Raw genomic sequence first — 15,583 nt, 5'->3', positions numbered from 1 at the left:
CCCCCAGCCGCTGCCCGCCATGGCGCGCATGGCGGACGGCTGGCTGATCGTTCTGCAGGCCGCGCCGGACCGGGTGCTGGTGTTCGATCCGCAGCGGCAGCGTCCCCAGACTCTGACCACCGACCAGTTCGCCGCCGGCTATGCGGGCGAACTGGTGCTGATGACGACGCGCGAGCACGTGGCCGGCGCCGCGCGGGCCTTCGACGTCACCTGGTTCATCCCGGCCCTGGTCAAGTACCGCCACCTGCTGCGCGACGTGCTGCTGGCCTCGTTGTTCCTGCAGGTCCTGGGCCTGATCACCCCGCTGTTCTTCCAGGTGGTGATCGACAAGGTGCTGGTCCACAAGGGCCTGACGACGCTGGAGATCCTGGCGGTCGGCCTGCTGGTGGTGTCGCTGTTCGAGGTCGCCATGGGCGGCCTTCGCACCTACCTGTTCTCGCACACCACCAGCCGCGTCGACGCCGAACTCGGCGCCAAGCTGTTCTCGCACCTGACCCAGCTGCCGATGGCCTATTTCCAGGCCCGGCGGGTCGGCGACTCGGTGGCGCGGGTGCGCGAGCTGGAGAACATCCGCGAGTTCCTGACCTCGTCGGCGCTGACCGCGGTGCTCGACCTGCTGTTCGCCGGGATCTTCCTGGCGGTGATGTGGCTCTACAGTCCCTGGCTGCTGCTGATCGTGCTGATCACCCTGCCGCTCTACGCCCTGGTGGTGTTGCTGGTCGGTCCAGCCCTGCGCCGCAAGCTCGACGAGAAGTTCGCGCGCGGGGCCGAGAACCAGTCGTTCCTGGTCGAGGCGGTGACCGGGGTCGAGACCCTCAAGGCCCTGGCCGTCGAGCCGCAGATGCAGGGCCGCTGGGAGCGTCAGCTGGCCGGCTACATCAAGGCCAGCTTCGACGCCCGGATGATCGCCAACTGGGGCTCGCAGGCCATCCAGCTGATCAACAAGCTGGGCGGGGTGGCGCTGCTGTTCTTCGGGGCCAGGCTGGTGGTCGGCGACAAGCTGACGGTCGGCGAGCTGGTGGCGTTCAACATGCTGGCCGGACAGGTCGCCGGACCGGTGCTGCGCCTGGCCCAACTGGCCCAGGACTTCCAGCAGGCCCAGATCTCGGTGGCCCGGCTGGGCGACATCCTCAACACCCCGACCGAGCCGTCGTCCTCGCCGTCGCGCTCGGCCTTGCCCGACATCGTCGGCCGCATCGCCCTGGAGAAGGTCGGCTTCCGCTACAAGGTCGATGGTCCCGAGGTGCTGTCGGAGATCGACCTGGTGGTCGAGCCGGGCGAGGTGCTGGGCGTCGTCGGCCCTTCCGGTTCGGGCAAATCGACCCTGACCAAGCTGATCCAGCGCCTGCACGTGCCCGAACGTGGCCGGGTGCTGGTCGACGGGGTCGACCTGGCCGTGGTCGATCCGGCCTGGCTGCGCCGCCAGGTCGGGGTGGTGCTGCAGGAGAACATCCTGTTCAACCGCACCGTCCGCGAGAACATCGCCCTGACCGATCCGGCCATGTCGATGGAGACCGTGGTCGCCGCCGCCAAGCTGGCCGGGGCCCACGAGTTCATCCTCGAACTGTCCGAGGCCTACGACACCCAGATCGACGAGCGCGGCGGCAACCTGTCGGGCGGCCAGCGCCAGCGCCTGGCCATCGCCCGGGCCCTGGCCGGGCGGCCCAAGGTGCTGATCTTCGACGAGGCGACCTCGGCGCTGGACGCCGAGAGCGAGGAGATCATCCAGGCCAATCTGAAGTCCATGGCCCACGGCCGCACGGTGATCATCATCGCCCACCGCCTGTCGGCCGTGCGCCAGGCCGACCGGATCATCACCATCGAGCGGGGCCGGATCACCGAGCAGGGCACGCATGAAGCCTTGATGCGCCAGAACGGCCGCTACGCCCAACTCTACGCCAAGCAGATGGGGCTTCCCGTCCAGCCTCACGCCATGGGCGCGCCCGCATGATCGCCGGCCTCAACCGTCACTGGACCATTCTCGTCGAAAGCTGGCGGCTGCAGCGCCGGGCCGAGCGCGAACGCTCGCCGCGCGACGAGACCGCCTTCCTGCCGGCCGCCCTGGAGGTGCTGGAAACCCCGCCCAACCCGCTGGGGCGGATCATCCTGTGGGGGATGCTGGGCTTCATCGCCATCGCCCTGGCCTGGTCGATCCTGGGCAAGGTCGACATGGTCGCCAGCGCGCCCGGCAAGATCATTCCGCGCGGCAACGTCAAACTGATCCAGGCCGCCGACTACGGGGTGGTGCGGGCCCTGCACGTGGTCGAGGGCCAGAGCGTGCGGGCCGGCCAGCCGCTGGTCGACCTGGACCCCACCGCCACCGGGGCCGACGTCGCCCAGGCCCGCCAGGCCCTGCTCAGCGCCGACATCGACGCGGCCCGCGCCACCGCCCTGGTCGACTACGCTGGCGGCCATGGCACGGCGTTCCGCGCCCCGGCCGGGGCCGACCGCGACTCGGTGGCCACCCAGCGGGCCTTCGTCGACGCCAAGCGCCGCGAGCAGGCCGCCACCCTGGAGGGCCTGGCTCAGGACCGCCGCCAGCGCCAGGGCGAGCTGGGGATGATCGAGAGCGAGATCGTCAAGCTGGCCCAGCAGATCCCGCTGGCCGAGGAGCGCCTGGCCGGCATGCGCAGCCTGGCCAGCAAGGGCTACGCCCCGCGCATGAAGGTCTCGGAGCTGGAGCAGACCATTGTCGGCATGCGCCAGGACCTGGCCATCCGCCGCGACGAACGCCTCAAGGCCCAGGCCGCCGTGGCCGGGGTCGACCAGCAGATCGCCAAGGCCCGCGGCGAGTTCTCGCGCGAGGTGCTCGACGCCCTGACCGAGGCCCAGGCCAACCGCCGGCTGCGCGGCGAGGAACTGACCAAGGCCGCCGACAAGGCCGGCCTGACCGTGCTGACCGCGCCGCAGGACGGGGTCGTGCAGCAGATGCAGGTCCACACCCTGGGCGGGGTGGTCAAGCCGGCCGATCCCCTGATGGTGCTGGTGCCCAGGGGCGGCGAACTGATCATCGAGGCCCGCGTCCAGAACCGCGACGCCGGCTTCGTGCACGAGGGCCAGGCCGTGGAGGTCAAGCTCGAGGCCTATCCGTTCACCCGCTATGGAATTGTGCACGGCGTGATCGAACACATCGGCCGCGACGCCGTGCAGGACGAAAAGGAGGGCCTGGTCTTTCCGGCCATGGTCAAGCTGTCACAACCCTGGATAACAGTGGAAGGCCGACGCCTGATGCTGGCCCCGGGCCTGGCCGCCACGGTCGAGATCAAGACCGGCGAGCGCCGGATCATCGGGTTCCTGCTATCGCCGTTGGCGCGGCGGGTGAAGGAAGGGGGGCGGGAAAGATGAGCGATCGAATTGGCCCTAGGCGCAAGTTTATCTATCTCGCCCTTGCCCTGTTTATCGGAGGGCTGGTTTTTCTCGTTCTTGGGGCGCTAGATAGAAGTCTTCTTGGCGTCAAAGCAAAAAGAAAAACTGATATAAGGATAATTGCCGCGAGTGAAGAGGTTGTTTCCCTGGGATTGTCTTCTGCGTCCTGGGTCGATGAAGGTAACATCGCGTTTTCTGGAAAATTAGAGGGCGGTGAGGTTGGGCTTTACTTGTGGAAAATTGGTGATCGCCCACAATTGTACAGGCGCTTCGGCAAATCCTCCAAAGCAAGATACCTTTGCGCCGAAAACGGTGTCCTGAATTATTCGCCTGACGTCGAGCCGGGGCCTGGACCAGTCACCGTCTTTAGAGGGAGGCCTGGCTTCGAGTTTGAGAAGCCGCTCAGGCCGCCGGTCAATGATAGAAATTTCGAGTATGGAATACAAGTCAACCAAACTACGTTTGGCAGCGTCTCCATCACCGGCAGAAGATGTGATATATTCGTAGACGATAATAAAAGTGGCCGGTCTTGGGTAGCAAATTACAACAATGATGCTTACTTAGATTTTGGGAAACTGTGGTCTTACAGTTCCGTTTCTTTTGAGTTGCCAGGTGGCGGCGATAAGATTGCGCTGCCTATTTCCATAAGCGACGTCTATCCGCAAGGCGTCGAGACGCCTTCCTGGGACGGCTCCTTTTTCACCTGGCCGAAGACCTCTCTCTCGGGTTCTGGGCGATCGCGCGCGAAGGTCTCGGGCTATCGGATCTTCCGCACGGGCCGCTTCGAGAAGATTTCCGTGGAGAATAGCCCTGCGTTGTGGGGTGGAGAATTTTTCCCTTATAGGGATGGTTATATTGTTGCGACCCTTGATGGTGGAATGCGAGGTATAGGTGGGATATATTTACTTGAAAATGGGAAGCTAAAGAAGAAATTCGACGGAAATTTTATTGCAATATCGATGTCTCCATCGGGTTGTAGATTGGCCGTCGCGATATTAGACACTGATGCCGCCGAACGGGCGCATCTGAAAATCATTCAACTTTGCGACGGTGGACGTCATGACTGATCTCAATGTTTCGTTCGCCGATCAACAAGAAATTTATCAGTACCTTGGTGGCAGTAACAGTCTACCGCATTACACTGTTGTCAGTTATATCACTAACTCTATCAATTCCGTCGAAATCTACGTCCTGCGGCGCATATCCGATGGCGCGATCGTATTCACCGCGAAGCCGACGGATTTCGGCAATCCTCTGTCGGCCGCCAATAATCTGCAGCTGGGGTCCTTCAGACTTTATGGGGACGCCGCGAGCAGTGCGGCCGACGCCATCTCTGCGGCTTCGGAGGGCGGGGCGCATCCCGTCTATGGTGTCGCCTGGAGTCAAGGCGCGGCCCTCGTCAACAATGTCGCCTTGATGGTGAAGGAGCGGCATTCGAGTACGTTCACTGGGTTGCAAATAGAGTCGCTGAATCCAGCGCCGACCGTGTTGTTCGATAGAGACGGATTTAGTTTCGAGGCCCTGGAAGGTCACGTCCAGAATTACCGTGGCGTGTACGGAGATTTGCCAATCGATCCGGATACTGGCCTTCGGCCCGGCGATCCGGTCAGTTTGTTTGGACGGGTGGCGGGAACCCTCAACGAAGTCAGCATGCGACCGTTCACGGAGGCGGCTGGCGTACATATCCCTGATAAATCGTTCCCGCTTAACGAACGGGATTGGGTTACTCGGGTGGCGACCCCCGGGTCCAATATGGGCGACACGTATCCACTTCTATTGGGCGTGCAGTCGGCGATGGAGGATGTCTTCAACCCGGCCTATTCGAACAAGGCGGAGGCGATCGGCCGTCTCATGCATGGGGTGGGCGAAATGGTCTACCTCTCCGCCACGGACGCCGATGCTATGAAGGCCCTGCCCCGGTTGCGGGTCGCCATGGCGTCCTTGGTCAAGATTGGCGACACGGATCCGAATTTCGCCAAGTATAGAGGCCTCGTGCATGAGATATCCGCGGGACTCGATGCCTGGAAGGCGAACGGATATAAAACAACCTTCAAGGGACGATTTGAACTCGCGACTCTTGGTCTGGCGATCAAGGTCCTTGGGGTGGGCGAGCGCGTGGGCACCGGTAGTTGGGTGAAGGCTCGCAATTACTATCTGGCGGAGCAGGATTTCGCCGCCAACGCCTATCGAAAAGCCAAAGAACTAGCAAATAAGGCGGCCGGTGTTGGAAGTGACGGCATAAATTACTTTGACGAATATTATGACAAATGGAGAATGAACGTTCAGGGATACGGCACTTCACGTGAAGCTGTCGGGCATATATTGCTGGATACGGCCGACGAAGTCGCGATTTCCTACAAGGCCGTGCAGCTAGGAACGCAGTACAAGGCCTCCTGGAACGCGGGCGTCGGCGTCAACGGCGATAAGGTCATGCTGCAGGTTTACGACGCCAATGGCATCGTCGTGAACGCAGCGCTGTTCTCCATGGAAAACCCGGATCTGCGACTTAGCTTCTTGGGGTTCAACGTATTGGGTCCCGATGGGACGGGGCTGACCGTCGGGTCGGATGGCTCTTTCTCGGGCTCGTTCTTTGGCTTGCAGGTCCCCGCCGGCTTTGGCCAATTCTATGACTTCACAACCGATGGCGTGACAGTTGCGAATATCTCCGGAAATTCGAGTGTTATGTACTCGAAGAATATTATCGGTCAAACAACATCAAAGACGAGCGTCTTTTACGGTCTCGAGGCCAATCTCTACCCGTTGGACGTTCAGCTCAGTCATCTTTCGCAAGCTCGAACCATCGCGGGTGTGAGCCTGGCGGGGAGGATGAGCGCCAATGGCGGGACTTCGACACGGGCCCATGCAGGGCCCACCGGCTTCAGCTATAGCGGCTCGGACGCTTCGGGCAGAGCGGTCACGGCGGGTTCGACCGCCAGCGGCGGTTCAGGGCTTTCGACGGTCAGGTTGGATCGCGGCTACAGCTTCCTGTCGCAGGACGAGCGCGACACGATCGCGTCCTGGGGAGAGGACATCTCCTGGAGACTCGAAAGCCCGAGTGTCGAAAACCCTGCCGCGCCGGCGAAGCAGGTCGCGACGGTCACCAAGAAGACCAAGGATGGCCGCACCTTCGAATCCTACATTTCGTATGCGCAGGTCGGCTCGATCCTGGGCTCCAACATCGCGCGTCTCGTCGGCACGGATGATCCCTGGAGCGACCTGGCGCTTGGCGCCCTGCTATCGACGGTCGGCACGGAGATCGGCTCGGCCCTGAGCTCCAAGACCACGTCGGCTCGACTAACCTTGGCGGAGGCCACCAAGAAGTTCGGAGGGGACCTCGTCGACGCTGGGGCCGGCGCAATCAGCTCCTACCTGTTCGCCGAACTCGTTAACGGCCTTGGTGACAGCGTTCCCGCGCACGCGGTGACCTCAGCCGGCGGGGCCGCGGTGGGGCAGATCGCTTCAAATCTGCTGCATGTGGGGGAGTCGGTAAACCCGCAGTATTGGGTCGACAGCCTCGGTCGGACTCTCGCCCCCATCACCGAAACGAAGCCTTTCGGTGCGGTCGTGAGGCAATGGAACACGAACATCGGTCCCGCCGCACTCAACGCGGTTGGATCCTTCGTCGGCACCTGGCTGGCGTCTGAGTTGGTCCATTTCGACACCGTGGGCGGTCAGATCGGCGCCAGCGTCGGGGGGGCGATCGGTTCGATCATGGTAGCGGGTGAGTTTGTCGCCGCTGCCGCTACGGTGACTGCGGGGATGGCCGCCGCAGCCGCCGCGGCGGCGACGGCCACCGCAGGGGTCGTTACAGCCGCCGCGTCGACGTCGACCTTCGCGACTCTGGCCTACAATCTGGGATGGGCGGCGGGTCCGCTGGGCGCGGCGATCGGCGCCTTCGCGGGCTACATTCTCGGCGGCCTCATCGGGTCGCTGTTCGGCGGCAAACCCAAGGCATGGGCCGGCGAGGGCTGGAACGCCAACACGGGTCGTTTCGAAACGACCTGGTCCTACGCCAAGAGCGGCGGCTCGGCCGCGGCCGCTCGCAGTCTCACCGAGTCGGTCACGGGCGCTCTGAACGGGGTTCTGGTCGCGACGGGGTCGACGCTTATCGATCCGACGTCGGTTGTCCTGGCGGATCTGGGCCTGCGGGGGAAGTCCTACCGACTGGGCCGCAACGGCGGGGTCGAAACCTACGCCGACGCCAGCGCCCTGATCGGCGACGCTGAGTACTACGGCCTGGAGCAGATCGTCGGCAAACTGGCCGGCGGCGACACCTACGCCAAGCGCGCCGTCGTCGCGACGCTGGCGGGCGCCGCGGCCAATGTCGGCGGGGATTCCCGAACGGGTCTGGACGCATCGCGGCTCAGCGGAAATCTCCAGATCGCCAGCAACTATGTGAGCTACCTCTCGAATATCGACGCCATTCAAAGCCTTATCGACTCCGATAAGGTGTCGGTGTTCTCGGCGACGTGGGTGGCGACCCTGGCCGCCGCGGTCGATCTCAACCTCGACAAGCGAAGCTATACGGACTGGATCGGTGGGTGGAACGCCTTCATCGACGAGGTCAGCAATGGTGCGATGGACGGCTACGCGGTCGCGCCGTCGCTCATCTACCTCACTCTGAGCGGCAGCGAGCAGGAACGCACCTTCGCGCTGTTCGATTCATCGATGTCCCTGACCGCCGTATACGGCGACACGATCGCCGCTGCGGATAAGCTGAAGGTGAAAGGGACGGGCGGCGCCGACCTGATCCAGGTTAGCGGCGACATGCTTCAGGTGGCGGCCGGCTTGACCGTTCAAGGCGCCGATGTCTCGACCCCGGTGATCGCGGCCTACAAAATCCCCGTCGCCGCCCTCATCGACGCCGGCGATGGCGACGATATCGTTCGGGCCGGCGACCTCGGCAACGACGTGCTCGGCGGGGCCGGGAACGACAAGATCGTCGGCGGCAAGCTGGACGACTGGCTGTTCGGCGAGGACGGCGACGATGTGCTGTTCGCCGGCGACGTGGTCGGCGCGGGCGTGGTGAGCGAGGCGCAACTGGCCCAGGCCAACGCCACGTTCACGGTCGACGCCGTGGCGGTCACCGCCGTCGATGGCGGCAACGGTGACCTGCTGGACGGTGGGGCGGGCAACGACCGGCTGTATGGCGGCAAGGGTTCGGACTGGCTGAAGGGCGGCGACGGGGTCGATGCGCTTTACGGCGGGGCCGGCGGCGACATCCTCGAAGGCGGAGCCGGCGACGACCAGGGCGCGGCCGGCGTGGCGGCGGTGCTCGGCGGCGCCGGCTCGGACCAGTACGTGTTCGGTTATGGCGACGGCAATGACGTGATCTGGGACGAGGCGGACCCGGCCGGCGTGGCCGGCTCGACCGGGGACTCGCTGTTCAACCGCATCAGCCAACTCAACGCCGGGAGTCTGACTCGCAACTGGGCGGGCGGCGGTTCCTACGAGGTCGACGGCTCGGTCAAGGGCGGCGAGGACGCCATCGTGTTCGGCGTCGGCGTCACCATGCAGAACCTGATCATGAAGCGCTCGGGCACGACCCAGGCGCCGGGCCAGGATCTGATCATCCAGTTGACCGTGGCCGATCCGACCGGCGTGCTGGTCAACGGCCACGTCCGGCAAGTCGCCACCGGCGACAGCCTGACGATCAAGGATTGGTTCGAAAGCACCCGCAAGGTCGAGTGGCTGCGCTTCGCCAACGGCGACGACATCCGGATCGGCGACATCACCTCCTACATCGTCGGCGTGGCCGGCGCGTCGGTGATCCTGGGCACCAACGGCGCCGACTGGATCGTCGGCACCGATGGCGCCGACAAGATCTACGGCCTGAACGGCGACGACTTCGGGTTCGGCGGGCTGGGCAACGACCTGGTGTCGGGCGACGGCAACAACGATCTGGTTTCAGGTGGGGCCGGCGACGACGTGGCGATCGGCGGCGCGGGCAACGACACCGTCTTTGGCGACGGTGGAAACGACCGGGTTACAGGCGGGCTGGGCGACGACATCGTGGCCGGCGGCAAGGGCGATGATGTGATCATCGCCGGGGCTGGCAATGACGTGATCCGCTACGCACGTGGCGACGGCGCCGACGTGCTGATCGACGACCTGGTCGATAACTGGGACCTGGTCTGGCAGAACGGCGAATATGTCAACGGCTACGTGCTCAACGCCAATGGCACGGTGTCCAAGACGATCAATGTTGTCGTCGGGGCCGTTACCTATTTCGACGGCTCCAAATGGATCGACGGCTTCAATTACGACTATGACGACGCCACCAAGACCCTGAAGCGCCACAAGGGCGCGTTGAACGGGGTGATCTCAACCAGCGTCGGGGCCCAAAAGACCGACACCCTGGAGTTCGCGGTCGGGGTCGACATCCAGGACCTGATGCTGAGGCGGGTCGGCAACGATCTGGAGGTCGTCGTCTCCGACGTGAACACCACCAGCGGCTTCGCCGGCGCGAGCGACAAGATCACCATCAAGGATTGGTGGTCGGCCAGCACGGGCGCCGAAATCCGGCCGATCGAGAAGTTCAACTTCGTCGCCACCGGTACGGCGAGCATGAGCAGCTACGCCATCGCGGGCGGCGCCACGGACGGCGCCGACAACCTCGTGGGCGGCTCGGTCTGGGACTGGATGACCGGCGGCGGCGGCGACGACATCCTCGACGGGGGCGGCGGCAACGACATCCTGTCCGGCGGTGAAGGCGCCGACAAGTTGCTCGGCGGGTCCGCCGCTGACGTCCTCTACGGCGGCGCCGGCGACGACATCCTCGACGGTAGTACGGGCGCCGACCAGATGTTCGGTGGTTCCGGCATCGACATCGCGTCCTACCAGTCCAACGGCGGCTCCCAGCTTCGGGCCTATCTCGGCGCGATGTTCGCCAATGGCGGCAATTCGATCGGCGACATCTATACCGATATCGAAGGCATCGAAGGCAGCCAAGGCGGCGACCGTCTTGGCGGCAACGCTGGAGACAATATCCTGCGAGGCGCAGGCGGCGGCGACAAGCTGTGGGGCGGCGCGGGCGACGACACCTATGAGTACAATCGCGGCGACGGGATAGACTCCATCTACGAAGGGGCGATGACGGTCGAGGAGGTCCTCAGCCCGACCGGAGCGCTCAATTCCGCCTTTGTCGCCGATTGGCAGTTGATGCGCTACGGCGCGGCGACCGGCGTCGCCGGCGACTACTACCAGTATCAGCTGATTGTTCGCCGCGCGGCGGACAACGAGATCGTCTATCAGAGCCGGGACGGCGTGGACTTCCTCTTCCCGACCCCCGAGACCGCGACGCCGGGCGGCGCGTCCTGGCCCTACGCCGACAACCAGTGGAGGGCGGGGGCCTCGCGCGGCGGCAACGCTTCCCAGACCGTGATCGAACACATCGTCGCCGGAAACGGCGGTTCCGACACCCTGGCCATGGGGGCCGGGATCAGCCTGTCGGACCTCACGATGTCGCGGGGCGCCAACTATCTCAAGGTCAGCCTCGACAGCACCAACTATGTGGCGATGTTCGATCAGCTGGTCGCGGACCGCGGGGTCGAGACCTTGCAACTGGCCGACGGCCTGGCCGTCGATCTCACCGCCTTGCGGTTGGGCGTCGAGGCGGCGACCGCGGGCGTCGACGTCATGATCGGCTCCGCGTCAAACAACACGTTTGGCGGCCAAGGCGGCGACGACGTGCTGTCGGGCGGAGCGGGCGCCGACACCCTGGACGGTGGCGCGGGCAATGATGTCCTGGAGGGCGGAACCGGGGCCGACACCCTGAATGGCGGGACGGACTCCCAGACCGACGGCCTGGCGATCAAAGCCAGCGACCCCGGCAGCTATGGCGACACCATCCGCTATGTGACCTCGGTCGCCGCCGTCGCCATCGACCTGGCGGCCTTGACGGCGACCGGCGGCGACGCCACGGGCGACGTCATCGTCGCCGTCAATGGCGTCAGCACGATCGAGAACGTGGTCGGCTCCGACGCCTATGACGATCAATTGTCGGGCGACGGTCGGGCCAATCGACTGTTCGGTCTGGGCGGCAACGACGTGCTGGACGGACGACTCGGCGACGACGTGCTGGTCGGCGGCGCGGGCGACGACACGCTGTACGGCGGCGACGGCGACGACGCCCTGGCCGGCGAGGATGGCGTCGATCGCCTCGAAGGCGGCCTTGGCAAGGACCTGCTGAGCGGCGGGGCGGGCGACGACACCCTGCTGGGCCAGGGCGGCGACGACCAGCTGACCGGCGATGACGGTGATGACAACCTATCCGGTGGCGACGGGGCCGATACGCTGGGTGGCGGCGCGGGCGTCGATATCCTCTATGGCGAGGCTGGCGACGACAAGCTGGTCGGCGGCGACGGCGCTGACCAACTCTATGGCGGCGACGGCAATGATGTCCTGGTCGGCGAGGCGGGCAATGACCTGTTCGACGGCGGCGCGGGCGACGACATCTATGGGTTCGACGCCAATAGCGGCATTGATCGCGTCGTCGATGCGTCCGGCGTCAATCGCGTGACGATCAGCGGCGTAACTTCGGACAGGATCTGGCTGACCCGGGCCGGCGATGATCTAAAGATCGCTGTGATCGGCGGCTCGACCGTCATTACGCTCGCCGGCTATTACGCAGCATCCGACGCCAGCCTGATGAAGGAGGTCGCGCTCGACGGGACCTCTCTGTTCCTAGGCCATGCCCAATCCTTGATCAGCGCGATGACCGCGACCTCGGTCGCGCCGCCCACGGCCATGCCGACCGCGATCGCCGCCCAGGCGGCGCCGTTCTGGCACGCGGGCGGCAAGGCCGCGCCGGTCGTCGTCGACCAGGCCCTGGCGATCAACGAGGACGTGGTGATTTCCGGCCAGGTCGGCGCGATCGACGACGACGACAACATCACCGGCTACACGGTGGTCAGCGGTCCGACCCTGGGCGTGCTGCAACTCAACGCGGCGACGGGCGCGTGGAATTACACCCCGACCGCCGACATCAGCGGCTCGGACCGGTTCGTGCTGCGGGTGACCGACGCCGACAACCACGTCGTCCAGCAGACGGTTTCGGTGACCATCGCCCCGGTCAACGACGCGCCGCGCAACGTGACCGCGCCTGCCCACCTGTCGCTCCTGGAAACCGCCGGGGCGACGTCGCTGGGCTTCTTCACCGCCACCGACGTCGATGATCCGGTCTCGAGCCTGGTCTACACGCTCGACGATTCGGCCGGGGGACGGTTCGAGATCACCACCGCGGGCGAACTGAAGTTCACCAACACCACCGCGATCGATTTCGAGACCGCCCAGAGCCACACGATCCGGGTGCGGGTGAGCGACCCGCACGGAGGTTCCGAAAGCTACGTCGTCGTACCCTTCAATGTGGCGATCGAGGACGTCAACGAACGGCCCGGCGCGCCGGGCCTGACCAGCAGCCCGCTGATGGTCGGCGAGAACGTCGCCGACGCGACGACCACCCTGACGACCGACGCGCTGGCGACCTTCTCGCTGACCGACCCGGACTATCCGGGCGGCCCGCCGCCGGGCGCCGTCACGCTGCGGCTGGTCTCCGACCCGAACAACTGGCTGGTGGTGTCGGGCAACACCGTCGTGTTCCGAGCCGGCCTGCAGATCGACTTCGAAGCGCTGACGGCGGGCATGGGGATACTGCCGGACAGCGACGGCGATGGACTGGACGAGTATGTCTACGACTTCACCGTCGCGGCCTTCGACGGCCAGTTGACCTCGTCGACCATGGCCGCCTGGGTGCGGATCGAGGACGTCAATGAGGCGCCTTCCACGCCGACCTTCAGCGGCGCGGTCGCCGCGATCGCCGAGAACGACCATCCCGTGAACGGCGTCCAGCTCGCCCGCGAGACCCTGGCGCGGCTGTCGTCGACCGACCACGACAAGTCGCTGGCCTACCGGGGCGTGACCTTCACCGTCGACAATCCGGACTTCGAGGTCTTCACCATCGCAGCCAGCGGCCAGACGCCGGCCGGCTATGGACTGCGGCTCACCGAGGCCGCCCGCCTGAATTACGAGACCAAGACCAGCGTGACGGTGAACGTCAGGGCGATCGACGGCAAGGGCGGGGTGTCGGCGGCCAGCCCGATCACCTTCACCATCACCGACGCCGAAGACTACTGGTACGGCAACAAGGTCGTCGACAACACCAACGACACCATCACCGGCGAAGCTGGTCGCGACCTGATCTACGGCCTGGGCGGCAACGATACGCTGAAGGGCGGCGCCGGGAACGACGAGCTCGACGGCGGCATTGGCGACGACACCTTGCAAGGCGATGACGGCGCCGACCTCCTGAAGGGCGGCGCTGGCCTGGACACCCTGACCGGGGGGCTGGGCGACGACACGCTCGAGGGCGGCAGCGAGGTGGACAGCCTGTACGGCGGGGCGGGCCTCGACACCCTCAAGGGTGAGGCCGGGAACGACTGGTTGTACGGCGAAGACGGCAACGACACGCTGTCGGGCGACCTCGGCGACGACACGCTGGACGGCGGCGTCGGCGACGACCTGCTGCTGGGCGGCGACGGCAACGACACCCTGATCGGCGGGACCGGCGCCGACACCCTGACCGGGGGCGTCGGCGCCGACACCCTGAAAGGTGGGGCCGGGGCGGACCGGTTCACTGGCGGTCTCGACGCCGATACGGTCAGCTACGCCGACGCCGGAGGGCCGGTGACGGTCAACCTGGCGACCGGCGGCACGGCCGGCGAAGCGGCTGGCGACGTCTTCCTGGACAGGATCGAGATCCTCGTGGGTTCGGGCAACGACGACACCCTGACTGGCTCGAGCTTTGGAGATTTCCTGTACGGCGGCGCGGGCATCGACCACATCTACGGCGGAGTCGGCGACGACTGGCTGTACGGCGACGCTGGGGACGACGTCATCTCGGCGGACGACGGCGACGACCGTCTGTTCGGCGGCGTGGGCGCGGACACCCTGATCGGCGGCTCCGGCAGCGACACCTACTATATCGAGACGACGTCGGGCGCCGACACCATCCAGAACTTCAACTCGCCGACCAGCGACCTCGACATCATCTCCTACGACACCGGGATCGACCGCACCAAGCTGTGGTTCCGCAAGGTTGGCAACGACCTCTATATCGACCTGCTCGGCACGGCGACGACGACCAAGGTCGCGAACTGGTACGGCCAGGGCGCGGTCAACACCGACAACAAGATCGACTTCCTGTTCACCGGCCCGAACTCCAGCAACAAGGTCAATATCGAGCAGTTGGTGACCTTGATGGCCACCAGCGGCCTGGTGGACGCGGGCGCGACGCCGGCCCTGGACCAGTTCAGCGACTTTCTGGCCAGCAACGCCGTCTTCAACACCCAGTGGCAGGGCCTGTGGGACGGCAACGAGAAGCCGAAGGTCGATCCTGTCACCGTCCCGGACCTCAGCGAGAACGCCGGCACGATCTCGATCGCGGTGAAGATCCGTGATGCGATCACGGTGGGCATGCAGCTGCAGGTCAGCGCGGTCAGCGCCGCCAACAACCTGGTGGCCGACACCAGCCTGGTCAGCATCCTGAGCGTCGACTCGATCGACGCCGCCGGCAACGCGATCGTCAAGTTCAAGCCCGCCGACTACAAGAGCGGCGCGTTCGACATCAAGGTGGTGGCCGTCGACCAGGGCAAGTTGCTCAGCGATCCGCAGTACATCCGCATCAACGTCAATTCGGTCGCCAACCAGCCGAACCTCGGCTTCATGCCGCTGGTCTCGGGCTCCTTCGTCACCACCTCGGCGATTCCCCTGTCGATCCCGGCCACCCTGGCCGACACCGACGGGTCGGAATCTCTGAAGATCGAGCTCATGGGCATTCCGAGCGGCTTGCAGCTCAACAAGGGAACGCCCGGCCTCGACCCCGACGGCAATCTGATCTGGACGCTGTACCGCGATCCCCAGAACGGCATCGACGACCTGACCGGTCTGCAGCTCAAGCGGGTCGATCCGAACCTGGCCTGGTCGCAGAATTTGACCGTCTACGTGCTGGCCTACGGCGTCGAGCGCGGCAATTGGAAGCTCAGCACGCCGAGGACGGGGTCGTTCACGGTCGACATCAACGGCGCCCCGACCGCGGTCAGCATCGTCGGCGGCGCGACGTCGCTGTCGGTCAGCGAGGACAAGATCCCCGGCGCCGCCGCCACGATCGGCACGTTCACCGCCAGCGATCCGGACGGAGACGCCCTGACCTACAAGCTGG

Annotated in this window: 4 protein-coding genes; all 4 read left to right on the top strand. The window is 65.3% G+C overall.

The features are described from left to right. Positions 1–1,951, top strand: a 1,951-nt coding sequence (locus PMI01_RS02240; protein WP_007662431.1) for a type I secretion system permease/ATPase, incomplete at its 5' end; no start/stop codon positions are given. Continuing rightward, complete coding sequence (locus PMI01_RS02235; RefSeq protein WP_007662429.1) at positions 1,948–3,345, top strand: HlyD family type I secretion periplasmic adaptor subunit; 1,398 nt, start codon at positions 1,948–1,950, stop codon at positions 3,343–3,345. The genes PMI01_RS02240 and PMI01_RS02235, both read left to right, overlap by 4 nt. Next, positions 3,342–4,433, top strand: coding sequence for a hypothetical protein (locus PMI01_RS26900; protein ID WP_157223648.1), 1,092 nt, complete (start codon positions 3,342–3,344; stop codon positions 4,431–4,433). Before PMI01_RS02235 ends, PMI01_RS26900 begins: the two co-directional genes overlap by 4 nt. 1,759 nt (positions 4,434–6,192) lie before the next feature. Beyond that, the coding region (locus tag PMI01_RS27700) for a calcium-binding protein (protein WP_238536987.1) at positions 6,193–15,583 on the top strand (9,391 nt) is incomplete at its 3' end.

The sequence above is a fragment of the Caulobacter sp. AP07 genome (assembly GCF_000281955.1).
GTDB lineage: Bacteria > Pseudomonadota > Alphaproteobacteria > Caulobacterales > Caulobacteraceae > Caulobacter.
This window is presented reverse-complemented; position numbering and strand designations above follow the sequence as displayed.

Bases quoted from the DNA above. Each gene is read 5' to 3' on its own strand.
- PMI01_RS02235 (WP_007662429.1), top strand. From the start codon at position 1,948: ATGATCGCCGGCCTCAACCGTCACTGGACCATTCTCGTCGAAAGCTGG.
- PMI01_RS26900 (WP_157223648.1), top strand. From the start codon at position 3,342: ATGAGCGATCGAATTGGCCCTAGGCGCAAGTTTATCTATCTCGCCCTT.